The organism is Bhargavaea sp. CC-171006 (assembly GCF_009761675.1).
Lineage (GTDB): Bacteria > Bacillota > Bacilli > Bacillales_A > Planococcaceae > Bhargavaea > Bhargavaea changchunensis.
The window spans coordinates 345,478-368,699 of record NZ_QUZH01000023.1 but is presented as its reverse complement, the minus strand read 5'-3'; the positions used below and the strand labels follow the sequence as shown (position 1 = coordinate 368,699).

22 protein-coding genes are annotated in these 23,222 nt (G+C 53.1%); 20 read left to right on the top strand and 2 right to left on the bottom strand.

Annotation, left to right across the window (positions count from 1 at the left end; genetic code table 11):
* Positions 1–396 precede the first annotated feature (396 nt).
* Positions 397–1,443: a nuclease-related domain-containing protein gene (locus DZC51_RS11525; protein ID WP_157296039.1), complete on the top strand. Its 1,047-nt coding sequence runs from the start codon at positions 397–399 to the stop codon at positions 1,441–1,443.
* Positions 1,444–1,552: 109 nt separating this feature from the next.
* Here DZC51_RS11525 and DZC51_RS11520 read toward each other — a convergent pair whose 3' ends face one another.
* Entirely contained in the window at positions 1,553–2,350 is a 798-nt protein-coding gene (locus DZC51_RS11520) for an ATP-grasp domain-containing protein (RefSeq protein WP_157296037.1), read from the bottom strand.
* Entirely contained in the window at positions 2,347–3,213 is an 867-nt protein-coding gene (locus tag DZC51_RS11515; RefSeq protein ID WP_157296035.1) for an ATP-grasp domain-containing protein, read from the bottom strand. The genes DZC51_RS11520 and DZC51_RS11515 overlap by 4 nt, the downstream gene beginning before the upstream one ends.
* 75 nt (positions 3,214–3,288) lie before the next feature.
* Here DZC51_RS11515 and DZC51_RS11510 point away from each other — a divergent pair, with 75 nt between their 5' ends.
* The 19 genes from DZC51_RS11510 to radC all read left to right on the top strand — a co-directional run bounded on the left by DZC51_RS11510 (position 3,289) and on the right by radC (position 22,974).
* Positions 3,289–4,473, top strand: coding sequence for a bifunctional folylpolyglutamate synthase/dihydrofolate synthase (locus DZC51_RS11510; protein ID WP_157296033.1), 1,185 nt, complete (start codon positions 3,289–3,291; stop codon positions 4,471–4,473).
* Positions 4,474–4,562: 89 nt separating this feature from the next.
* A complete protein-coding gene (locus DZC51_RS11505) occupies positions 4,563–6,269 on the top strand; it encodes a sensor domain-containing diguanylate cyclase (protein ID WP_157296031.1) in 1,707 nt (568 codons plus the stop codon).
* 19 nt (positions 6,270–6,288) lie between these two features.
* A complete protein-coding gene (locus DZC51_RS11500) occupies positions 6,289–7,995 on the top strand; it encodes a sensor domain-containing diguanylate cyclase (protein ID WP_157296029.1) in 1,707 nt (568 codons plus the stop codon).
* Positions 7,996–8,119: 124 nt separating this feature from the next.
* The gene (locus tag DZC51_RS11495; RefSeq protein ID WP_157296027.1) at positions 8,120–8,695 is read left to right on the top strand and encodes a type IV pilus modification PilV family protein; all 576 of its coding nucleotides are present in this window, start codon (positions 8,120–8,122) and stop codon (positions 8,693–8,695) included.
* A gap of 2 nt (positions 8,696–8,697) precedes the next feature.
* Entirely contained in the window at positions 8,698–9,213 is a 516-nt protein-coding gene (locus DZC51_RS11490; protein WP_370513691.1) for a prepilin-type N-terminal cleavage/methylation domain-containing protein, read from the top strand.
* Between the two features lie 33 nt (positions 9,214–9,246).
* On the top strand, positions 9,247–10,731 hold the full coding sequence (locus tag DZC51_RS11485) for a hypothetical protein (RefSeq protein WP_157296023.1): 1,485 nt from the start codon (positions 9,247–9,249) through the stop codon (positions 10,729–10,731).
* Between the two features lie 27 nt (positions 10,732–10,758).
* A complete protein-coding gene (locus tag DZC51_RS11480; RefSeq protein ID WP_157296021.1) occupies positions 10,759–11,643 on the top strand; it encodes an ABC transporter permease in 885 nt (294 codons plus the stop codon).
* Positions 11,630–13,081 (top strand): VanW family protein, encoded by a 1,452-nt coding sequence (locus tag DZC51_RS11475; RefSeq protein WP_198304108.1) that lies wholly within the window; start codon positions 11,630–11,632, stop codon positions 13,079–13,081. The genes DZC51_RS11480 and DZC51_RS11475 overlap by 14 nt, the downstream gene beginning before the upstream one ends.
* Positions 13,082–13,110: 29 nt before the next feature.
* The gene (locus tag DZC51_RS11470; RefSeq protein WP_157296017.1) at positions 13,111–14,766 is read left to right on the top strand and encodes a GspE/PulE family protein; all 1,656 of its coding nucleotides are present in this window, start codon (positions 13,111–13,113) and stop codon (positions 14,764–14,766) included.
* Positions 14,767–14,796: 30 nt separating this feature from the next.
* Complete coding sequence (locus DZC51_RS11465) at positions 14,797–15,837, top strand: type IV pilus twitching motility protein PilT (RefSeq protein WP_157296075.1); 1,041 nt, start codon at positions 14,797–14,799, stop codon at positions 15,835–15,837.
* The gene (locus tag DZC51_RS11460) at positions 15,837–17,042 is read left to right on the top strand and encodes a type II secretion system F family protein (RefSeq protein WP_157296015.1); all 1,206 of its coding nucleotides are present in this window, start codon (positions 15,837–15,839) and stop codon (positions 17,040–17,042) included. Before DZC51_RS11465 ends, DZC51_RS11460 begins: the two co-directional genes overlap by 1 nt.
* A gap of 127 nt (positions 17,043–17,169) precedes the next feature.
* The gene (locus tag DZC51_RS11455) at positions 17,170–17,637 is read left to right on the top strand and encodes a prepilin-type N-terminal cleavage/methylation domain-containing protein (protein ID WP_157296013.1); all 468 of its coding nucleotides are present in this window, start codon (positions 17,170–17,172) and stop codon (positions 17,635–17,637) included.
* A 20-nt stretch (positions 17,638–17,657) separates the two neighbouring features.
* Complete coding sequence (gene pilM, locus DZC51_RS11450) at positions 17,658–18,578, top strand: type IV pilus biogenesis protein PilM (protein ID WP_157296011.1); 921 nt, start codon at positions 17,658–17,660, stop codon at positions 18,576–18,578.
* A gap of 3 nt (positions 18,579–18,581) precedes the next feature.
* Complete coding sequence (locus DZC51_RS11445) at positions 18,582–19,400, top strand: ring-infected erythrocyte surface antigen domain-containing protein (protein WP_157296009.1); 819 nt, start codon at positions 18,582–18,584, stop codon at positions 19,398–19,400.
* Positions 19,397–20,074: a pilus assembly protein PilO gene (locus DZC51_RS11440; RefSeq protein ID WP_157296007.1), complete on the top strand. Its 678-nt coding sequence runs from the start codon at positions 19,397–19,399 to the stop codon at positions 20,072–20,074. Before DZC51_RS11445 ends, DZC51_RS11440 begins: the two co-directional genes overlap by 4 nt.
* A gap of 3 nt (positions 20,075–20,077) precedes the next feature.
* Complete coding sequence (locus DZC51_RS11435) at positions 20,078–20,833, top strand: prepilin peptidase (RefSeq protein WP_157296005.1); 756 nt, start codon at positions 20,078–20,080, stop codon at positions 20,831–20,833.
* Between the two features lie 87 nt (positions 20,834–20,920).
* Positions 20,921–21,583: a hypothetical protein gene (locus DZC51_RS11430; RefSeq protein ID WP_157296003.1), complete on the top strand. Its 663-nt coding sequence runs from the start codon at positions 20,921–20,923 to the stop codon at positions 21,581–21,583.
* Positions 21,584–21,676: 93 nt separating this feature from the next.
* Positions 21,677–22,282, top strand: coding sequence for a Maf family protein (locus DZC51_RS11425; RefSeq protein ID WP_157296001.1), 606 nt, complete (start codon positions 21,677–21,679; stop codon positions 22,280–22,282).
* The gene (gene radC / locus DZC51_RS11420; protein WP_157295999.1) at positions 22,279–22,974 is read left to right on the top strand and encodes a RadC family protein; all 696 of its coding nucleotides are present in this window, start codon (positions 22,279–22,281) and stop codon (positions 22,972–22,974) included. Before DZC51_RS11425 ends, radC begins: the two co-directional genes overlap by 4 nt.
* Positions 22,975–23,222: the final 248 nt, after the last annotated feature.

Here is a 23,222-nt window from a genome sequence, read left to right as displayed (position 1 = left end):
TTCAGGAATAGAAAAAACTGCAGACCAAGGAGTAGTTCACTCACTTTGTCTACAGTCTGAACCCCCGCCGTGATGGCGGGGGTTTTCGTTGTTGTGAGCGGGGTTCCTGGACTCTTATTGTCCCTGCTTGGACACTCGTTGTGCGTGCTTGGACTCTCATGCCAAATACTTGGACATTCAGGAGCTCTTCTTGGTCTTTCGTTATTACTCCAGGAGAAAAGACCCGGTCAGTAAAAACCTGACGACCGCACTCGGGACTTATGATTATTTTTTCAAGTGACATGGATGCCGCAAAATTGAAAGATGGTCCACGCGGTTCCATGCTGTTCAATACCGTGCTAAGCTCAGGAAAAAGGAAAGTGGGTAGTCGGGATAGGAAGCCAATGGGACACGAAGATGCTGGAGTTTGCAATGGAACAGGCACTCTTTAGAGTGCCGGAACTTACTCGGGAATACGGTGAGTTGGAAAAACAGTTGAATAATATCCGTGCGGGGGCTGACGGAGAGAGAAAGGTGTTGGAGACCATTCGCTCGGTCTTTCTTCCGGAGGACTGCCACATCATCGAAAACCTGAACTTGCCGCTGTTAGGCGGCTTGCAGTTTCAGATTGACTTTGCGGTGATCGCACGCAGTGGCATTCTCCTGCTGGAAACCAAACAAATCGGAGGCAGACTCCGTTTTCATCAAGGGCCTGCCGAACTGAGAAAGGTCGACGATACCGGGAGAATCATTCAGACTTTTGATTGCCCGGTAACACAACTTCATGATCAGATCGGTAACTTGCATTCCTGGCTGGAACTTCTCAATCTAAGAACAAACATAATGGGGCTTGTCGTGTTTGCAAACAATCCGGTGATTGAGGTAATTCCAGCCGCCATGCCAGTCGTGAAGTTGCGTGAGCTCCGAGTTCAAATCCGTTCTCACCTTAGCAAACCTTCAGTCATTGACGGTGAAAAAGTGCAATCAATAACTAATTCACTCCGCCATCATTCTAAGCCCTACTTGCCGTTTCCGTATAGTGAGCATTCCAAGATGAATCCTGTATTACTTTACCGTGGAATGATCTGCAATAAATGTGGTGGCTATCTCAAGAAACAGACCGAGCGAAGTTGGGAATGTGAATCTTGCAGGATAGTCAACCATAGGCCACATCTCGAAATGTTGCTGACATGGTTCCTGCTGATCAGTTCGACAATTACTCCCCAACAATGTTTGTCCTTATTCAATTATCAATCGCATAAGAGTGCCCGGAAGTTAATCATGCAACTGCCCGTCACTCGCATCGGGTCAGGTGGTTATATAGGTTACCGGGCGGATTATGCAGAATTTCACCGATCCGCAACCGTGCAGAGAATTATTGAGGAATGGAGATTTCTTGGAACTCAGCGGATGAAAAAGCAAGAGTCCAACCAAGGCGTGCGAAAGACCAAGCAGAGCAATTAAAAGACCAGGCAGAGACAACGAAAGACCAAGCGGAGACAATGAGAGACCAAGAACCACCTCACACCTACCCCCACATGCAAAAATCCCCCGGCTTTTACCCGCCGGGGGATTATTCGTTCAACTTATTCTTAATATGCCGCATGAGGTCGTCGGCGATGTCGACGTCGCTTGTTTCGTACAGTGATCTGGCGCCGACGGGATCCTCGATTTCGTTCAGGAGGAATCCTCCGTCGGGGAGGAGGAGGAAGTCGACGCCGATGTAGTCGCTTTTCAAGGCGCGGGTGATGCGCTGGGCGGCGCGGACCATGTCCGCGGTCGGGCGGTGCGGGTCGACGCGGCCGCCGAGTGTGAAGTTGGATTTGAATCCGGAGCTGCCGGTGCGTTTGACGGCTCCGGCGAGTTCGTTGCCGACCATGTACAGGCGGACATCGGCGGCTCCGGATTCGATAAAGGGCTGACCGATGATGCGGCGGTCCATGAAGCGGGTGAAGAACCAGCCGGCTTCCATTTCATCGAGGACGCGTGCGACTTCGACGCCTCCGTGGCCATCGACGGTCTTCAGCACAGCGGGATAGCTGTCCAGCTCGTCCGGGCTTTCGACAAGCCGGCTCGGTACCGCGGGGACCCCCATGAATGTCGCCAGCTGATAGGTGGCGAACTTGTCGTTGGCGATCTGGTTAATCTTCGCTCGGTTAAACAGCCGGTGGCCGGCATTTTCGAGCTCACGGGCCAGTTTTGCGTTTCGTTCTCGGAAGATGATGAAGTCGGCGTCAGGCGACAGGTCTTCCGGGTACATCGACAAAGTCAGCAGCATGCCGGCGCGCTCGGCCGCCAGCTTCATAAGTTTGATGAAGGCGACGTTGCGGGCGGCCTCATCGGGGCGGTAATAAACGATTCCGTGTTTCATTCAAGTTTCTCCAGTATGTATTCGATCATCGCGTCGGCCACATTGATGCCGGTCACGTTATAGATGTTGCGGATATGCGCGGCGGCATTGACCTCACAGACGAGAGGCCGTCCGTCCGGTCCGAACAAAAGGTCGACCCCGGCAAATTCCGCTCCGACCGCCCGTGCGGCATCCAATGCAATCTCCATTTGCTCTTCCGTCAGCTCCACCGGCTCCGCAACGCCGCCGTTCGTGATGTTTGCCCGGAAGTCGGTTTCGGAGTGCCGGTACATCGCCGCAACGATCCGTCCGCCGACCGTGTTCACCCGGATGTCTCGGCCCCTGCTGGAAGAGATGAATTCCTGGAAGACGAAGTCGACGCCGCGGAGGGAATCCACCTTTTCGAAAAATGCCTCTTCCGTTTCGATCAGGTACACCTTCGCCCCGAATGAGCCGTGGCCTTCCTTGATGATCATCGGCAATCCGAAATCTTCGAGCACCCGTTCGAAGTAACCGGTTCCCGAGATCGAGAAGTTCGGATAAACCTTCGGCGCGATCACCGTCCGCGGCATCGGAATCCCGGCCTGAGCCAATCTGATGTACTGCTTCGCCTTGTTGTCGCATGTCTCGATCACTTCCGGATCATTGAATACCGGAATACCGGAAAACTTCAGCCAGGCCGCAAGCAGGATATCTTTGTCCAGGAACACGACAAACGAAGGCGGCACCCCGATTCCGCGCTGCAGATCCATCATGACCTCATAGTTTTTCCGGATTTCGGCCCGGACCCCTGCACGCTCCGCCGCCTCGGCGACAAGCCGTGCCTGGTCTGCGAACTTATCCGATATGAGGCTGCCATTGTAAATGACCCAACAACTCTTCATCGCTCTTCCTCCACTTAAACCGCGCTCTACGCTAAAATGAATTCATCACAAGTTTACCACACGGAGGAGACGTCATTGATTCCAAAACTGGATTTCTATCAAAAGAAGCACGAACTGACGAGCGCGGATGAGATCCGCCCGGGGTTGGATGCGATGGAAGAGGCACTCGAAAAACTCGGGCATCCTGAGCGGGGACCGCGGTTTATCCATATTGCCGGGACCAATGGCAAGGGATCGACAGTGGCATTCATGGAAGCGATCGCACGCGCGCATGGCCTCCAGACGGGATCATTCACGTCTCCTGCCATAACCGACCTACACGACCAGATCCGGCTTGACGGTCGGCCGATCACGGAAAAAGAGGCGGACGCAGCATTTGCCGAAATGAGGAAAGCAGGGATTTCAGGTCTGCTCACGGATTTTGAACTGCTCACGGCCGCGGCTTTCCTCATCTTCAAAAATCATCAGCCTGACCTCATTTTCCTCGAGGCCGGCATGGGCGGTCGTTTTGACAGCACGAACGTCGTCGTGCCGGAAGCATCTGTCATCACCTCAATCGCTCTCGACCACACCGGGTTTCTCGGAAACTCGATCAAGGAGATTGCCTGGCACAAGGCAGGAATCCTAAAGCGGGGAGTCCCGGGCATTATCGGGCAGCTTCCTGAAGAAGGGTTGGACGAAGTCAAGAGGTGTGCCCAAGAAACCGGAGCCCCCTTGCGGATTTACGGAAGGGATTTTCAAGAAGTTACGGGAATCACGACCCGCCTGTCGGGCGCCCATCAGGCGATTAACCTTGCACTGGCCGCTGAAGCGTTAAAGGCTACCGGCTTAGTACTTGATGAACACCTATTGAGAAAGGGAGCGGAGAACGCATTTGTGCCCGGAAGATTCGAAGAAGTTCTCCCTGGCGTTTACCTGGATGGCGCGCACAATCCGGCGGCAGCGGAAGCGCTGGTCAGGACAATCAGGGAACGTTTCGGAAATGAAACCCAAGTAAATCTGATGATTGGAATTTTGGCAAGGAAGGATTTCAGGCAGGTCATCCGCATCCTTGAACCGGTGGCCGCTTCAGTTACGTTTGTTGATTTTGCTGATGCCGATGCAGCCCCTGCGGTTATGCTCGCGAAACTCACCACGCTCCCGGTATCCACCGTGTCCATTACAGGACTTGATAAAGGATTTTTTGAAACACAGGCTAAGCCTCTGATTATCACTGGGTCTTTGTCCCTAATCTCGTCTATTCGACCGCTTTTCCTATAATTTTTGAAAATTGCAAGACATTGGAGGGGGGATTTGGTAAAGTGATGACAATATGACTCGAAATTAAGATAAGCAGGGGGGCATGCAGGATGGATGACGTGAGAAGATCAGTCAGAATCGCTGTGTTTTTAAGCTGGCTTCTTATTGTCCCGGCCGGGTTTGTTTATTTGGCACTGAATCATCCTGCTGCATCCCCTGATTTCCGCATTCTTCTGCCTGTGACGATTCTTGCTGTTTTGGCTGTCTATTTCCCGGTCAGGCGGAACGGCATCCCGCTGTCACTGGTTGGATGGCTGACGCTCCCTGCGTTTCTTCATTTCGGAGTCCTCACTGAAGCCGTCATCATCCAGATTGCGCTTCTGGGCACAATTCCGGGTAATCTGAAAAGCCCCGATCCTCTCCATCGGTTCTTTTTCAACTCGACCATGACCTTTGTTTTGTCAGTGGTTTCCGCAGGTGCATTCCATGCCCTGGGAGGTTCGGCAGGCGGAATGGGAATGGCAGATATGGTCATTCCAGCCCTGTTTTATATAGCCGCACGAACAGCCGGCAACATCCTGTTCATGGACCTGTACCAAAAGCTGATCGGCAATCCATACCCGCTTAATTCCGAAATTGTTCTTCTCGATGTGATTGCGGCAATTGTCGTCTTCACGTATGGTCTCTGCGCCTACTTCCTTTATGATCTGATCGGTTTCTACAGCCTCCCGGTGCTGGCCATTCCGTTCTTCAGTGTGACGATGATGATGAGAAAGTACGATAATGCGGAGCGGGTGAATGATATCCTCACGCAAGCTGTGGAGCTGGGGCATGAAATGTCCGGCAAGATCACACAGCCTGAAGTGCTTGATCTTTTTGTCAGGAGAGTGCCGAAAATAGTGCCGGCAGATTCCCTTTACATCTATGACATCCGGAACGGGCGTGTTGAACCGCTCATCTGCAGTGAAGACGGAGAGCAGATCAACCTGAATCTGGACAGCCTGGCGCCCGGGGAAGGGATTGGCAGGATGATCTATCGGTCCGGGAAAGGCCTCCTCTTCAACGCCCGGCAGGAGTGGAATGATCATGCGGAGCAGTATGACCACCCCGAAGCGGAAAGCCTCCTCGGCACCCTCATCGTCAGGAACCGGAAAATCGAAGGTATTGTGGGCGTGATGTCCCGGAGGCAGAATGTTTACGAAGAACACCATCAGAGGATTCTCGAGCTTCTCGGTTCCTATCTGTCGGTTTCACTTGAAAAAGCGAGGCATGTGCAGAAAACGGTCCACGAGAGCGAGCGATGCGGTCTGACCGGTCTTTACAATTACAGATATATGGAGAGTGAGCTGCGCCGTCGGGTCGATCTTGTGCTAACCGGAAAATCCAAAGAACTGTCGTTTATCATGCTTGATATCGATCATTTTAAGAAGGTGAATGACACATACGGACACCAGAGCGGAAACGAAATACTGATCACATTCGCCGATTTATTGCGGGAGAAGGTGGAAGGAGCAGGCAACTGGACCGTGGCACGCTATGGAGGGGAGGAGTTTGCCCTCGTTCTGCCGGATATTCCGAAGCAGGACGCGCTCCGTTTTGCGGAGGAGATCCGGAATGAAATCGAACAGTACGAATTTCTGATCGGTACGGATGAAGAAGAACCGATGTCCAGTGTCCGAATCACAGCGAGCATCGGTGTTGCTTCTGTACCGGATGATGCTGACAGCGCCATGGATGTCATGAGGAACGCAGATCGCGCCCTCTATACAGGCGCAAAGCAAATCGGGCGAAATCGGGTGGCAACTTACAGCGGCTGACGGAAGGGGGGATGGCAAGATGGTCATCGGACGAAAAGAGCGGATATCACTGCCGATTATCTGGCTGCTGGTCGTACCGGGGGGCATGTTCCTTCTCTACAGGCTGAGCCCGGCCATCACCGGGAATGAATGGCAATCTTATGCCGTTCTGACTGCGGGGGCGGTTATCACCGCCATGTTCCCGCTTAATTTCAAGAACATCAGCGTTTCGTTCCAGCATTGGCTCCTCATCGCGATTTTCCTGAAGTTCGGCGCCGGTCCCGAAGCTCTGACGTCTCAGCTGATCGTCGTGTTCAGTACATTGCTGACAAAAAGCAGCATGCCGCTTTTCCACCGGTTTGCACTGAACTCACTTATCTTCTTTACTTCCTCCGCATCAGCGGCGCTTGTGTTCTTTGCTGCGGGCGGGCAAATCGGAAGCTCTTCAACGGCCCACATCCTTGGCATGGGAATGATTTACGCGGTCGCGTATCTGATAGTCAATCATCTCTGTCTCTATGCAGATTCACTGCTGACTGACAGACCTTACAAACTGAAGTCTGCCGAAACTTACTGGGACGTGCTGTCACTGCCGGTTGTATTCCCGTTCGGGGTTGCCGCTTATTTCCTTGAGCAGAGATTCGGTGTGGCAGGACTGACCCTGGTTATCATCCCGTTTTTCATCACGCTGGCTTTTACCGGAAAATACAAGGAGACCAATCATGTGAACAGGCGGCTGTCGGCCGCATCGGAAACCGGATATGAATTGGCGGGCCATTTGGGGTTTGACAAGATTGCAGAAACGTTCATCCATCGTATCCGTGCTGCGGAAGGAGCGGATTCCGTTTATCTGATCCGGGCGTCGGAAGGCAGGCTGACACCGATCCGTGCATTTGAGGAAGACCAATACACCAAGACTCCTCAATACTTTTCTTTCCGCGGTCAACCGGTTCATGGAGGGAAGTCCTTACCCTCAAAAACAAGGGTGTACGGAACAGCCAAAGAATGGCGGAAAGCCTTGCCCGTCCGGCTTCCCGCGGGGACCGAAAGTGTCGTCTCTGTTCCGCTATTCGGGGAAGACAGCCTGTTCGGCTATCTGATCATAGGTTCCTGCCGACGTCATCATTTCGAACGGAGGGATGCACCGATCTTCGAACTTATCTGTACACATTTGGTTGTCTCCCTCGAGAATGCGAATTATGTACAGGCCGCGATATCGAAAAGCGAACTGTGTCCGCTTACCGGCTTGTATAATTACCGCTGGTTTGATAGGGAACTGGAACGGCGGGTGGGGAACGTCAACGGAGGGGTGCTGAGCCGCCTGTCGCTCATCATCTTGGACATCGACCATTTCAAGAAGCTGAATGACACATTCGGGCATCAGAGCGGCAATGACATCCTGAAAAACCTCGCACGGATCCTGGAGAAAGAAACGGGCGAGAAGGGGAGCGTGTCCAGATTCGGCGGAGAGGAGTTCGTCATCTTGCTGCCCGGATACCGGAAACAGGAAGCCGCTGATTTCGCTGAACACCTGAGATGTTATATTGAACGGTCAATGTTCGAGATCACCCCTGACCTGGATGGCACCCGCAGCAAAGAGTTTGTCAGCATCACCGTCAGCATCGGTGTGGCAGCCGTTCCGGAAGACAGTGACGAACCGCATGACCTGCTCCGCAGCGCGGACCGGGCACTATATGTCGGCGGAAAACAGGCCGGCAGGAACCGAGTTGGAATCTATCAAGCGTGATAGACCGGGAAACCGGTCTTTTTTCATGGATGTCGGAATTTGTAGGAAAAAAGCAGTAGGAAAGCCATGACAAAAGTCGTCATATTTAAGATAATGAAGATAGATTGTGTAGGGAGGGTAAGAGATGAATAGATTCATGCAATTTCGGGATGAAAAGGGGCTGACTCTTGTCGAAATTCTTGCCACCCTCGTGATTCTTGGGATCGTCTTCATCGGCATCATGACCCTCTTCCCGCAGATGACCCTATTCAACGAACGAACCGAAGTCAAACTCGACACGATGAATGTGGCGAGGCAAGAAACTTCTTTCATTAAATCAATCCCGCTGGAGCTGGAGTGGGAGAAAGTCGACGAAATGACAGAAACAGACAACAACTTGATAGCCGGTCAATTGGAAACGGTTCTTAAGAATCGGCCGGACATTGACGAATCCACACTCTCCGTTACGCCAGAAACAGGGAGCAAAAAGATTTCGGTCAAGTATACACTAAATAATGGTAATACGGTGGTGGCCGATGTTGAAGCTCCTGCAGAATGTGAAGCTCCATGTGACGACTCAAAAGACTTCAATGAAGTGTTCGATACGTTCTTCCTGAGGAAAATGAAAATAGAAGTTTATGAATCAGCGTCCTCCACAAATCCGTTATCAAAAAACTACGGTTATCTTAAAGTGGAACGAAAACCGGAGGTGGGTCCGTGAAGATGGAACGCCTTAAAAACGAGAAGGGGCTGACGCTAACAGAACTCCTGGCGGTTCTTGTCCTTGCATCTCTGGTGCTCACAATCACCATGACGGCATTTGGAATTGGCGCGAAATATCAGGCGGCCGAAACCGAAAAGGTGAAACTGCAGCAAGAGATGAACCTCCTGATCACCCAGCTGACACATGCGCACCGGTCAGGGGCCTGTTATGAACTGCTCCCGGGAACCTCAGGTCTTGTCCGCAAGGTGTACGAAAGGGAAGGGGGGTCAAGAAGAGGTGCATGCACCACGACCGAACTGTCAACGGCGATTGAGGAAAAATTTGCAGAAAGCTATGCTGTGGACGTTTCGGCAGACCGAATTCTGATGTCACCCCCCGACCCGTCAAACCCTGCAGATCCGCTGATATTGCCGATCGATCCGCTTTCCGAAAACGTCAAGCTGTCGCTGACATTGAAAATGGACAGTGGTAGGGAATTTACACAGACGACCATGCTGACACGGTACAAAGAATGAGGATGGCATTTCTTAACAGCGGAGGGGACAATCTTGAAAAGTTTGAGGAATGAGCAGGGTTACACGTTAGTAATCGTTTTGCTGATCATCACATTGCTGCTCGCATTCTCAGCCACATTCATGGCCGGTTCTCTGAATCATTCCCGGCAGGAGCGGACAGTGGAGACCGGGACACAGGCAGTGGCTGCGGCCGAAATTGGAATTGACTATGAATCCGCACATTTTGGTGCCAGCTTCAGTGAGCTCCTGGCAGAAATCAATGTTGAAACCCGTTTGAAACTGAATGACCTGAGGGCATGCCTTACACCTCCTGTCGGCTCTGATTGTGATACGAAAGAGGAAAGAGAAGCCATGGAGCAGGAAATTGAAAAACAGATGAGAGAGACTTTCTTTAAAAAACTTAAGGATCTTCAAGGTAAATATAGTGAAGCTGTACAGATGGAGGTCGACGGTTCCAATGTAATCTTCAGAACAAAGCCGGTCGGGGTTTCCCCTGCAGTAGATACTCCGGACCCTTCAATAAAGAAAGTGACGTTCACATTTCCGATCGAGGGGGAGGCTGCCGGACGGACAGATGAACTGACTGCTGCACTTACAATCAAGGTCCCGGATCATTTCCTGAATCCTGATGAGGGTTCAAGGGTACCGGTCACAACGATTGAGGACATCGAAGACCTTACGTATCAAGACATTTTTGGCCCGGACACACCTACAAAGACATGTACTGCAGACTATATAGACAAAATCATCAACCCGACAGAAGGGAACCTGGTGGAAGCTCCGTACAACTGTAAAATCGATGGTGTCTCAATCGAAGGCTTTGTTGATCTTCTAATCAAAAAAGGTCTGGACCCTTCTGATTTCACTGTCCACTCATCGGATTTCCTGAAAGATGCCTGTGGGTCAGGCACAACCGAATGCAACAACCTGAACAATATCGACTTCAGCGGTATCAATGTTTACGTCCCAGCGATGGACGACAGCAAGTTCAACAACATGAACAATCTGAAGAACGCGACCCTGATCATCAACGATACGCTTAACCCGGGCAACAACATCATGAACATGGGTAAAGACGGTAATAAACAGCAGATCATCGTTAAGGGCCTGAAGACAGGCAACAACATTAAGGATATGGACAATACCAACTTTATCATTCTTGGAAATACAGCTGAAAATCCTGCTCCGCTGGAGTGGGGTCAGCACTTCGAAGTGAGTGATTACTCAAAACTGTGTATTGATCTTGACCGTCTTGCTCCATCAGGGATCAAGCGCCTGGAAGAAGAGTTGGTCATTTCCGACAGTGCCTCGCTCATCTACTTTTCCGAGAGCGGGAAAAAACTTGTCATGAAAGAACGGCAGCCAAACAAGATCGACTACAACGCCTATGTACAAAAAGCGGACAGCTATTCCGGCTTTCTCGAATCATGCGGAGTCAGCATCAAAGAGCTGACGACGGTTGAGATTTCAGAGCCGAATGTGATCGGTTCAGATTACGATATCAAGGTCGATTATTGACTATGAAACATCGAAAGGAAGCCCGGTATGCTAGATTATATTTTTCTCCTTTTCGCAGCGCTTATTGTGTTTCCGATCCTTTATCTGCTTATGCAGAAGGGGAAGGCCGGCAAGCTAATCGTCATCATGGCGGCAGCCGGGTTCTTGATTGCACTGGCAGGTATTTATGTTCAAAACCAGTTCTCCTTCTACTATGCCGTGCTCGGGATGCTGGGGCTTTCCTTTGCTGCAGCCGTATTGATTGGAAAACGGACAGAGGATGAATCGGTCGCTGATATTCCGGATGTACTGGGCGGTCCAGCCGACTTCAGGGAAGAAGCCGTCACCTCCATGGATGGTCTGAGCGGACAGGATGAATTTGAACTTGAATCAGATTCTGAACTTGCTGCTAACCCACTGCCTGCTAGCGATACATCCGCCCGGCATGCCGATACGGGTGCTGGCGAATCAGCTGCTTCTGCTGAAGTGGAGCCTGATGAATATGACGCCGACGAACTCGAAATCATTCCGAATGAAAGCCGACTTGCACAGGAAGAAGCGGCTGAATCCTACGATATTGAAGAATTGGGCGCTTTGCGCGAAGAGCCGATGCAGTACGCCGATCCGATTGACTACTCTGAAGCCGAATCCGAACAGGATTTGCTGACGCAAGAGGATGAATTGCCGGTCGTCGGCACACAGACCGATGCAATCCGTGCATCTGAACCGGAAAATGCAGGGGAACAGCAGCCCGACCTGATGGGGGATGACGATATACTTGATGAAGATCTGGAATCTTGGCTGTCTTCCAGGCCGTTACCAGAGGGTGAGACAACTGAGACAAGCGAAGAGGTCGATCCGGAGCCTGATCCGTTCGGGTTGCTTACTGATGAAGAACTGATGGTGGAGGATGACCGCGATGGAAAGCAATAAAAAAATCTTATCTATACTTTCAGGCGTTGTAGCCTCCACAGCGTTCTTTTATCTATTCGCTTCAGGCGGATCGATTCTTGCCGGGAACCTCCTGTTCCCATCAAAAGACTTTGGGGAAAACACGTATATCGGACCTTATGATGTGTCTGATTTCAAAGAACCCGAGACGGTAAAAGTGCTGAGCGAAGGAGTCACGGATCTCGAAGGACGATTTGACGTCAGCATCATCTATCAGGATGCCTCGATCCAACTGCCGAAAGAAGCGGTCTCCTATGATGTGGACAGTACGATCGACAACGCCTCGAGTGGCCAGGAAAACCCGATGCTCGCGCAGGTGAATGAGGAAGCCGTCCATTCTCTTCTCTCACAGAACTTTGGCGAGTTGGGCTTCACAGAACAGGAACTGAGCGCCATCACCGATGGCATCGAGCGCAGACTCCGATCCGGGACGATGCCGGCCAAGATCCAGATTACAGACTTCATGGATGCCGGCAGATTGTCTGGAGCTGATCAGGTAGCCTCCTCAAGCTTTAGCGGCCAGCCGGTCAGCGGGGGTCTTTTGGATGCCATGGCTGCACTGGACGGCTATCAGATCGAAGCCGGATCATCGGTTTCCTTTATTCAGATGCTTGAATCGACGGAAAATGGAACGCTGACGGAAATTGAAATGACACGGATTGCTTCTGTGCTTTACGCAACAGTACTCAACACTAACTTCATCATTGATGAGCGGTCGATCAGTGACCGGCTTCCCGAGGAGATTCCGGTCGGCTATGAGGCGGCGATCAACATCTTGACCGGCATGGATTTCAAGTTCACCAATCCGAACGGATCCGCTTTCACAATCAGGACGGATGTTACTGGTGATTCACTGACCATTGCGCTCGAAGGGTTGCCGCTCATGTATGACTACTCTACATCAGTGACCGGTTTGGAGAATTTTGACCCGCGGACGATCAAACAGTTCAGCGAAAACGTCCGGACAGTTTCCCCGCGAATTGATGAAGAAGGGGAAGCAGGGGTCCGCGTTACTGTCTTGAAGCATGTCTCTGAAGGGTCCATCGAACAATCGGTGGAAGAAGTTTCGACTGATTTCTACGCCCCCGTTCACCGCATCGAAGTCCACAGGTTAAAACCAAAAGAACAGCCCGCTGCAGAAAAAGGCGAGGGTGAAGAATCAGGTGGAAACGATGACGGTTCAGGAAAGACGGACACGACGGATTCTGAAAGTGATAATGACAATGCCGAAACAGGAGACGGAGCGGGCTCAGGCTCAGGCAATTCAGGCGGCTCCGGCTCAGGGTCTTCCGGAAATCCGGATGGTCAGAGCGATTCTGGAAACGGATCAGGTGGCAGTCCTTCTGATAACGATAATCCCGACCAACCCGGCGAAGACGAGATCATTTATGACAAGGGAGGCAACCCGGTCGAGCCATGAGAAGGATGCATAGAGAGGAGGAAGATCAGATGGTGCAGATAAGAAAACGCCTGGGGGACATGCTGATCGATTCCGGTCTCATCACGGCCGAGCAGCTGGACGCGGTTCTGAAAGAAAAACCGAAGGAACAGCGGCTTGGAGAGGCGCTCGTGCAAAAAGGTTTGATCACGGACATGCAGCTGGTCGAGACACTGGAGATGCAGCTGGGCATCCCCCATGTCAATCTGTTCCGATATCCGTTTGAGCCGCAGATCTTCTCGCTTGTGTCAAAAGAATTCGCCAAGCGGAACCTGCTCGTCCCGCTGAAGATCGAGGGGGACAAGCTGTTTGTAGCCATGGTCAATCCGACCGACTACATCGCGATTGAAGACCTACGGCTGTCGACCGGATTCCACGTCGAACCGGTTCTTGCCTCACAGGACGACATCCAGAAAACGATCGCGAAATACTATGAGGAAACGTTTGATGATCTGTTTTTGGAAGATGAAAAAAGCAAGGATGAGGACGAGGATAACCTGACCGACCTCGATTCGCCGATCGTCCGGCTTGTCAATCAGATATTATCGGCCGCGGTCGTCGAGAAAGCTTCGGACATCCATATCGACCCGAGGGAGCAGAAGGTGCTCGTCCGTTTCAGGGTCGACGGGATGCTGAAGGATGAGCGGGTGCTGCCGAAACATATGCAGGCGATGGTGACGGCCCGGATCAAGATCATGTCCGGGCTGGACATCACAGAACACCGGGTGCCGCAGGACGGCCGGATCAAGACGAACGTCGATTTCCGTCCAATTGACCTGCGTGTCTCCTCGCTCCCGACAGTCTACGGAGAAAAGATCGTCATGCGGATCCTTGACCTGAGCAGTTCACTGACCGACATGGGACGGCTCGGATTCAACCGGATCAACCTTGACCGGTTCACAAAAGAAGTCATGAAGCCGAGCGGCATCGTCCTGATTTCAGGCCCTACAGGTTCAGGAAAGTCGTCGACGCTGTATGCGGCGCTCAACAAACTGAACCGCGAAGAAGTGAATATCATCACCGTCGAGGATCCGGTCGAGTATCAGCTTGGCGGCATCAATCAGGTGCAGGTGAATGCGAACGTCGGAATGACTTTCGCGGCGGGGCTCCGCTCGATCCTCCGGCAGGACCCGGATATCATCATGGTCGGGGAGATCCGTGACCGGGAGACGGTAGATATTGCGGTTCGTGCGTCCCTGACAGGCCACCTTGTCCTGAGCACGATCCACACGAATGATTCGATTGCCACGGTCACCCGACTTCTCGACATGGGCGTGGAACCTTTTCTCGTGACGGCCTCGCTGAACGCGGTCGTTGCCCAGCGGCTTCTCCGTCGTGTCTGCAGGGACTGCGGCAGGAAAGAGCCGGCGACGCAGCGCGAGCGTGAAATCTCAGCAAAGCGCGGGATCAAAATTGAAGAAGTGACACGCGGGGCGGGTTGCCCGTCCTGCAACATGACCGGCTACCGGGGGCGAATCGCGATTCATGAAGTATTGGTGATCGACGACGACATGCGATCTGCGATCAACCGGGGAGAAGGGGCCGCCAGACTGAAGGAGATCGCCATCCGCAACAAGACGATCTTCCTCATGGATGACGGACTGCTAAAAGTAAAACAGGGGATCACGACAACGGAAGAAGTGTTCCGTGTCGCGATGCTCGATTAGGCGGGATGAATGATGAACGAACTAACCAGCATGAAAGAAACAATCGACACGATCTTGACGGCAGCATTCAACTACAGTGCCTCGGACATCCATTTCTCGGTGGGTGTGCCTCCGATTTTCCGTGTCCACGGAGATCTCAAGCGGTACGGCAAGGAAATCAACAAGCCGCAGTTCACAGAAGACATCGCGAAGACGGTCATCCCCGAGACGCTATATGAAGATTTTCTCGAAAAGGGGCAGCTTGACTTTTCCTACGCGGTTCACGGGATTTCCCGGTTCCGGGTGAACGCCTACCGCCAACGCGGTTCGGTTTCACTCGCATTCCGGACGATTCCGACCAAGATCATGAGCGTCGAGGACCTGGGCATGCCTGAAGTTCTGAAGGAACTTTCGGAAACGCCGCAGGGCCTGATCCTCGTGACCGGCCCCACCGGATCCGGGAAATCGACGACGCTTGCGGCCATGATCCGGCACATCAATGAAAAGATGCGGAAGCACATTATCACACTGGAAGACCCGATTGAATTCGTCCATAACCATGGCACATCGATCATCGACCAGCGGGAAGTCGGGTTCGACACCGATTCGTTCGCGGACGGTTTGCGCGCCGCTCTGCGTCAGGACCCGGACGTAATCCTCGTCGGGGAAATGCGGGATCTTGAGACGATTTCAATCGCCATCACAGCGGCGGAAACCGGCCACCTCGTCTTCGGTACGCTCCACACCTGGAGCGCGGCATCGACGATTGACCGGATTATCGACGTGTTCCCGTCCTCCCAGCAGACCCAGATCCGGATCCAGTTGGCGGGTGTCCTGAAGGCGGTCATTTCACAGCGCCTGTTCAAGACAAAGGACGGCAAGGGACGCCGCGCGGCAACCGAAATCATGATCAATAACCCTGCAATCGGCAACCTCATCCGGACGGAGAAGATTCACCAGATCCCGAGCGTCATCCAGACGAACCGGGCAGCCGGCATGCATACGATGTCCACTTCCGTCCAGGCACTTGTCGACAGCGGAGCCTTAGACCGTGAAACCGTCAAAGGCTATCTGGAAAGCGAGGAACACTGATGCCGCGCTATCAATATGACGGCAGGGACCGGAAACGCGTAAGGAAAGGGACGGTCCAGGCGGATAATCGCCGGGAAGCCGTGCTGAAGCTCCGTGACCAGGGGATCCGCGTGCTCAACATCATTGAAATGCCCGAGACTACCCTGACCAAGGAAATCTCAATCGGCAGTCCGGTAAAACGGCCGCAGCTGATTATGTTCCTCCAGCAGTTTTCAACATTGCTGCGCGCCGGGGTGACGATCGTAGAAGCGATCACGATCCTCTCCCAGCAGGTCGACTCGAAGCCATTTCGGAAGATCCTATCTGAAATCGGGGATGACCTGCGCGGCGGGGGCTCGCTCAGTGATGCCATGGCCAAGCACCCGAAAGTGTTTGAGCCGCTCACGCTCAATATGATTGCAGCGGGCGAAGCTTCCGGAACGATCGACGACTCGCTTGATCGCCTGGCGGTCCACTACGAGAAATCTTATGCGACCCGGCAGAAGGTCGTCTCGGCGATGGTGTATCCGGTCGTCGTCCTGGTGCTGGCATTCGGTGTCGTCATCTTCCTGCTTACTTCGATCGTCCCGATGTTCGTCGAGATGTTCGAGAGCTTGGATGCAGAACTTCCGGCAATCACCTTGTTCGTCCTTGGGGCAAGCGAATTCATGCAGAAGTATTGGTATGTGCTGGTCGGACTGGTTCTTCTGGTCGTCATCGGAATCTACGTGATGAACCGGACTAAGCAAGGCAAGTACATGATCGATTCGTTCCTCCTCCGGATGCCGCTAATTGGAGATCTGATGAAGAAATCGGTGCTTTCGACGATGACCCGCACGCTTAGCTCGCTGTTCACGAGTTCCGTCCCAATCCTGCAGGCGATGACCATCACCGAACGGATCGTCGACAATGCCGTGATTGCAAAAGTCATGAGGGAATCTCGGAATTCCCTTCAGCAGGGGAACTCCATCGCAGCACCAATGAAAGACCATTGGGCGTTCCCGCCACTGATCCCTCATATGATCTCCATCGGCGAACAGACCGGTGCCCTCGACAAAATGCTCGTCAAAGTCGCCGAATTCTATGAGAAAGAAGTAGAAACGGCAACAGAGCGGATGAAGGCACTGATCGAACCACTCATGATGATCTTTTTGGCGGTCATTGTCGGCACAATTGTCATGGCAATCATGATTCCGATGTTTAGTATGTATGAGCAAGTGGGATAAGAAGGTAAACATAGTTGTTTTTGGTCGAATTGTGTAGAAAAGAAAATTATATGAACACCTAGCTAAATCTATCAAGCTATCATATAATAGATTTGAAATAATCATAAAGTATTAGGAGGAAAGACTTATGTTGAAATTTGTTCAAAAGAAGCTGAAAGAGGAAAAAGGGCTCACGCTGATTGAGCTTTTGGCGGTAATTGTTATCTTGGCAATCATTGCGGCAATTGCTGTTCCCGCAATTGGTAACATTATTGAAAATAGTCGTTATAGTGCTGTGAAATCGGATGCAGTCAACGTTTTGAGTGCAGCTAATTTGTATTTCACAGAAAATCCTAGCGCTACATCTGTTTCTATTCCTGAATTAACATCTAACGGCTTTTTAGAGAGTCCAGGTAAAATTCCAGCGGGAACAGACAGTGATAAAATTGTCAAAAAGGATGGCAAGGGTGGTAAAGATACAATTACAGTAACTGTTACAGCTTTCTCTGGAACAAAAAACGTCATTTTTAGTAACGCTACCGTAGATGATATAAATAATGATAAACAAAAAGGTAGTGAAGATGGGAACAAGACTATTCCTAAGCCAACAACATAATACGTTAAGGAGCTGACACCATGTCCCCATCTCTTTTCAAACGCCGTCAGCGCATCGTGTCGGTGACGATTGAATCCGACGCGATCCGTTATGCAGAGCTACGGTCCGCCAATCCGCTCGTGCTTGAGCGGGTCGGTGAGGTGCTGCTGCCGTCGGGTAGTGTCGATGGCGGCCAGGTCGCCGATCCGGCGGCGCTTGCTGCGGCGGTGGAGGGGGCGGTCGGGCAGTGGGGGATCGGACGCAGGCGTGTCCGGTTCCTCGCGCCCGATAATTATGTCATGATCCGAAAAGTGCAAACTCCGGCCGATGTCCCTGAAGATGAGCTGAAAGGCTACTTCTTCATTGAGATCGGCTCTTCTCTTTATTTGCCGTTCGACGATCCGCTGTTCGATGTCGTTCCGTATACCGGTGAAGGGGAAGAGCGGGAGTCGCTCATCATTGCCACTAAGGAAAGCGTGATCCGGCAATATGAGCGTGCGCTGGACGGTGCGAAGCTGAAGCCCGTGGAGTGTGACATCGCCCCGCTTGCCTTGTACCGCCTTGCTTATCTTCAGCATGGACTGGAAGAAAAACGGAACGTCCTGGTCGCTGATTTCCATGACGGCAACCTCACCGTCTCGATCTTCCACAATCACCAACCGCTGTTCATGCGGCCGATTGATTTTGGGGAAGATGAGGACCGTTCGCCGGATGCCGCATACCGGGAGATTTCAAAAATCATCAATTTCTACACATTCAATATGATGGACGGCAACGAGACAATCGACTGCCTCTTCATTGCGGGTGAATACGAAGGGGCCGAGGAACTGAACCGGCTCTTCCGCGAACAGATGGGCCAGGAAACCGGGCATGTCCTGAAAGAACCGGCTGTAGATGCTGCCGGGTGGGAATGGCCGGCAAGATTCGACCGGGTGATCGGCCTGGCATTGAAAGAGGTGTAACGATTGCTCGTCGATATCAACTTATTGCCGGAGCGGGAAAGAGGGGCCTCGAAGGCCCTTCTCGTCTCGCTCACCTTTATTGCGGCGGCACTCCTGTTCTGGCTGACGCTGTTCATCATGGCGGATCGGAATGCAGATGAAGCGGTCCGCCTCAATTCCCAGTCCGAACAGATCCGCAACCGCCAAGAGGAGCTGCGTTCCGTCATGACCGGCACAGACACGATGGCCGAACGCCAGCAGCTCGAGGCAACGGTCGGTTGGGCGGAAAGCTACCGTTATCCGACCGCGCCGCTCCTGCGGCAGCTTGTTTCTTATCTGCCGCTCCGCGGCTTCATCATGGACTACACCTACACCGGCCCGCATACGGCCGAACTCGAAATCCAGTTCGACCGCTACGAGCAGGCTGCCCATTACCTAGCCCGTCTTAAAGCCGCGGAGATCATAGATAACGCCGCGATGACCGAAGTGACTGCGGAGCCGCTCGAGGAAGAGGAGCACGAAGAAGGGAATCCGGTTAATCCGGACGAGACGCTCGTCCCTCGATACCGTGCTGTGTATACGATCGAATTCGTCGATACCCGCGACGATGCGGAAGGAACAGCCGTAGGTGAAGAGCCGTTGGAAGGCGAGGAAGAAGAAGCGCCTGCCGAAGAGGAAGAAACCGATGTGAACGTCGATGTAAATCAGAACGTCGAGCAAAACGTCGACCAGAATGTTGAACAAAACGTCGAACAGGATAGCGATGCCAATACGGAAACCGGTTCAGATCCGGCCGGTGAGCAGCCTGAAGACGGAACGGCGGAAGGGGGAGATGGACAGTGAGCCGGCTGAACTTGGATAAGAAAGAATTGATTTTGCTGTTCGCCTCTATTCTGTTCTTTATTTCACTTTTGCTGTATTCCTACTTCATGCTGTTCAACCCGGCACGTGACGAACGGCTTCAGGCACAGCAGTCGTTGCAGACGGAGCGCCAGGTGCTTTCCACGCTCCAGCAGCAGGTAGCGGGTGTTGAATACACGGAGCCCGCCAGCAGCCAGCCGCTCCAGCGGAAAGTGCCGGTGTTGCCGGTCGAGGAAATCGTCCTCCTGCAAGTCGGCAAGGCTGAAGTCGTTTCCGGTACGGAAATCCAGGGTGTTTCATTTTCTACGGGCGAGATGCTGATCGAAAACCCGCCGGAAGGTGTGGAAAGCGTCGATGAGCTTCTGACGACCGTCCAGATCACGTCCAAAGACTACGATGGCATCATCACGTTCATCGAGGAAGTGGAAAAACTCGAGCGAATCACCGTAACAGATGCCATCAGTTTCTCCGGTCCGACCGAAAAGCGGGAGGAAACGGAAGAGGACGAACCGATCCAGATGGAGCTGACCTTCTCGTCGTTCTATCGTGACGACCTCGAATCCCTGAAAGAAGAGACTCCGAAGGCTCCTGCACCTCCGGCTTCAATGAAGGAAGATCCGTTCAAGTTCGAAGACGAATCGGAACAGGGGAACTGACCGATGATATGGCTTTGGGCATCGTTCTTCTTTATTTACGGTCTCGTGTTCGGCTCTTTCTTCAACGTCGTCGGCCTCAGGGTCCCGGAAAAGCAGTCGATCGTCCGTCCGCCTTCCAGCTGCCCGAGTTGCGGGCGCCGGCTGACGGCGGCGGACCTGGTTCCGTTTTTCTCGTTCGTTTTTCTGAAGGGCAAGTGCCGGGGATGCGGCTCGAAGATCCACTGGGTGTATCCGGTGATGGAACTCCTGACCGGGATCGCCTTCGCGCTTGCTTATCTCCGGTTCGGATTTTCCGGGGAACTGGTGGTGGCACTGCTGTTCCTGTCGCTTCTCGTCATCATCACCGTCTCGGATATCGCCTATATGCTCATCCCCGACAAGATTCTCCTTGCGCTCGGCATTCCGATTCTCCTGCTCAGGATCGTCTTCCCGACGGATCCGTGGTGGAGCGGACCGGCAGCGGCGCTGGTCATGCCGGCGCTGCTGCTACTGATCGCCATCGTGTCAAAGGGCGGCATGGGCGGCGGAGACATCAAGCTGTACGTGCCGATCGGACTCGTGCTCGGACTGACGGATTCATTCCTGTCGCTGTTCATCGCATCTCTGGTCGGGGCGGTTGCCGGTTTTATCATCCTGAAGCGGCAGGGCAAGGGACGGCGGACGCCGGTTCCATTCGGCCCGTCGATCGCTTTCGGTGCGATGGTCGCATACCTATACGGCAATGAGATTGTCGGCTGGTATCTGAACCTGTTTGTTTGACTCGATATATTTTTAGGACAAGACGACAGCCGTCTTGTCCTTTTTTATCGTCCGGCTGGTATCGTTCCTCTTAAAAGGGGTGTTGTCATGCGTTTACGGAAAAAGTATTCTCGCGGGGCGATCGCGATGGCCATGATGCACGGCTTCCTGATGGGGATCGGCGGCGTGCTGCTGTTCGGGTTCATCGTCATGTCGGAAGACGGTGGTACTGGAGGCGCGGAAACGCCGAAATCCGGGGAGACGGTACCGGCGGATGCGCAGCCGGCGAAGGAAGAAGCGAAAAAAGGGGAAGGCGAGGAGGCGACAGGCAACCGGAAGACGATGTTCTTCGCCATCCAGCACGGCATGTTCTCCAGCTACGATGCGGCGACCGGGTTCCTCTCATCCCAGGCACAGCTCGACAAGGCGGCGATTGTCCGCGTGGAGGACAAGTTCTACCTCTGGTCATCGGTCCACCTGACCGATTCTGAGGCCCGTGCATCCGTCGTGAAGGACACATTCATCAAGCCGTTCACGATCGACGCAGCGGCCTGTCCTGCCGAAACAAGCGGGAAACTCCCTGTTTTATTGGCAGGCCAGGAAGCGGCAAATTTCAATTTTGATGATAAGACGAAAGATGATGCCCTGCCTGAAGGCTGGAAGAAAAATGTCGGCGCCGTGCAAGGGATCACGGAAGATCCGGACGTCATGAGACTGCATCTGGTCAGCCATTATACCGAGGCAGCTGACTGCCTCAAAATCGAATTTTAAGCCAGTTCCGGCGTTCAATTTTGTAAAGTGCAGATTTCTCTAATTCCCCCTCCTCGGCTATGATGGGAACAAACCGTTTAGGGGGAATGGCATATGGAATTCAAGACGAACCGGCAGGTGGTCCTCGCATCCGGATCGCCGAGGAGAAGTGAGCTGATGGGGGTGACAGGCATCCCGTTCATCGTCCGGAAGCCGCAAGTGGAAGAGCCGCCGATCCGGCAGGGGGAGGATCCGGCGAACTATGCAGAACGTCTTGCCAGGCTGAAGGCGATGGATGTGGCGGAGCATGAACAGGGATCCGTCGTGATCGGAGCGGACACGGTCGTGCATCAGGGTGGGAACGTGTACGGGAAACCGGCCGACAGGGAAGAAGCCAAGGCGTTTCTTGAATCGCTCTGCGGAACGGCGCATTCCGTCTCGACAGGGGTCTGTGTGACGGACGGAGAACAGGAGCGCACTTTCTCGGTCACGACGGATGTCGGGTTCAGGGATGTCCCCGGTTGGATGATCGACCGGTACGTCGACTCCGGCGATCCGATGGACAAGGCCGGCGCTTACGGCATCCAGTCCGGAGGCGCGCTGTTCGTGAAGGAGATCAGGGGAGACTACCACGCTGTCGTCGGGCTTCCGGTCGCGGATGTGTTCGAGGTGCTGGATGAGATTGGCGTGATCGCCGGGGGAGAGGGGGACGAGCCTTGACGACGGATCTGTATGTGCCGAAGATCAGCGAGCTTCATATCGCAGACAGGCCGAGGGAGCGGCTCATCCATCAGGGAGCCGAAAGCCTATCCAATCAGGAGCTGATCGCGATCCTGCTCCGGAGCGGCACAAGGCAGGAATCGGTGCTTCAGCTTTCCAACCGGGTTCTGGCCTTTTTTGACCGGATCCAGGACATGCAGCATGCGACGCTTGAAGAGATGACTTCTGTGAAAGGAATCGGAGAGGCAAAGGCGGTGCAGCTGCTGGCCGCCGTCGAACTCGGCAAGCGCCTCACCCGCAAACAGTCGACGGAACGCTATGTCATCCGCTCTCCGGAAGATGCAGCGGACTATCTCATGCCCGATATGTCGAACCTGAACCAGGAGCACTTCGTCGTCTTGTTCCTGAATGTGAAAAACGAAGTACTCCACAGCCGGACTATTTTTATAGGAAGTTTGAACTCCTCAATCGTCCATCCTAGGGAAGTATTCCGAGAAGCGGTCAAGCGCTCCGCGGCCTCCATCATCTGCGCCCACAACCACCCGAGCGGCAACCCGGCCCCGAGCCCGGAAGACATCGAAGTCACCAAACGCCTTGCCGAAGCCGGAAAAATCGTCGGCATCGACCTCCTCGACCACATCATCATCGGCGACCACAAATTCCTCAGTCTCAAGGAAGGCGACTTTATTTGAATCTTTTAGATGAAATGGCCTTGTACGCAGGTGTTGATGATTAAATGATGCTCTATCGTTGATTGCAGCGGAAGGCCCGAGACACCTGCGGGAAAAGCCGGACAGGCGAGACCCGCAGGACGCAGTCGCGGGGCTCGGCGCCGGCCCGCGGTAAGCGAGGGCCTGGAGTGAAAATCAACCCCACACTCTATCGATCAAAGCAAGAATATACTTACTTTAGTCTATTATGCGATATAGCTTCATATAAG

Excerpts from the sequence above, each read along its gene's own strand:
- DZC51_RS11525 (WP_157296039.1), top strand. The coding sequence starts at position 397 with ATGCTGGAGTTTGCAATGGAACAGGCACTCTTTAGAGTGCCGGAACTT.
- DZC51_RS11520 (WP_157296037.1), bottom strand. The coding sequence starts at position 2,350 with ATGAAACACGGAATCGTTTATTACCGCCCCGATGAGGCCGCCCGCAAC.
- DZC51_RS11515 (WP_157296035.1), bottom strand. The coding sequence starts at position 3,213 with ATGAAGAGTTGTTGGGTCATTTACAATGGCAGCCTCATATCGGATAAG.
- DZC51_RS11505 (WP_157296031.1), top strand. The coding sequence starts at position 4,563 with ATGGATGACGTGAGAAGATCAGTCAGAATCGCTGTGTTTTTAAGCTGG.
- DZC51_RS11500 (WP_157296029.1), top strand. The coding sequence starts at position 6,289 with ATGGTCATCGGACGAAAAGAGCGGATATCACTGCCGATTATCTGGCTG.
- DZC51_RS11495 (WP_157296027.1), top strand. The coding sequence starts at position 8,120 with ATGAATAGATTCATGCAATTTCGGGATGAAAAGGGGCTGACTCTTGTC.
- DZC51_RS11490 (WP_370513691.1), top strand. The coding sequence starts at position 8,698 with ATGGAACGCCTTAAAAACGAGAAGGGGCTGACGCTAACAGAACTCCTG.
- DZC51_RS11480 (WP_157296021.1), top strand. The coding sequence starts at position 10,759 with ATGCTAGATTATATTTTTCTCCTTTTCGCAGCGCTTATTGTGTTTCCG.
- DZC51_RS11475 (WP_198304108.1), top strand. The coding sequence starts at position 11,630 with ATGGAAAGCAATAAAAAAATCTTATCTATACTTTCAGGCGTTGTAGCC.
- DZC51_RS11470 (WP_157296017.1), top strand. The coding sequence starts at position 13,111 with ATGGTGCAGATAAGAAAACGCCTGGGGGACATGCTGATCGATTCCGGT.
- DZC51_RS11465 (WP_157296075.1), top strand. The coding sequence starts at position 14,797 with ATGAAAGAAACAATCGACACGATCTTGACGGCAGCATTCAACTACAGT.
- DZC51_RS11460 (WP_157296015.1), top strand. The coding sequence starts at position 15,837 with ATGCCGCGCTATCAATATGACGGCAGGGACCGGAAACGCGTAAGGAAA.
- DZC51_RS11455 (WP_157296013.1), top strand. The coding sequence starts at position 17,170 with ATGTTGAAATTTGTTCAAAAGAAGCTGAAAGAGGAAAAAGGGCTCACG.
- pilM (WP_157296011.1), top strand. The coding sequence starts at position 17,658 with ATGTCCCCATCTCTTTTCAAACGCCGTCAGCGCATCGTGTCGGTGACG.
- DZC51_RS11435 (WP_157296005.1), top strand. The coding sequence starts at position 20,078 with ATGATATGGCTTTGGGCATCGTTCTTCTTTATTTACGGTCTCGTGTTC.
- DZC51_RS11430 (WP_157296003.1), top strand. The coding sequence starts at position 20,921 with ATGCGTTTACGGAAAAAGTATTCTCGCGGGGCGATCGCGATGGCCATG.
- DZC51_RS11425 (WP_157296001.1), top strand. The coding sequence starts at position 21,677 with ATGGAATTCAAGACGAACCGGCAGGTGGTCCTCGCATCCGGATCGCCG.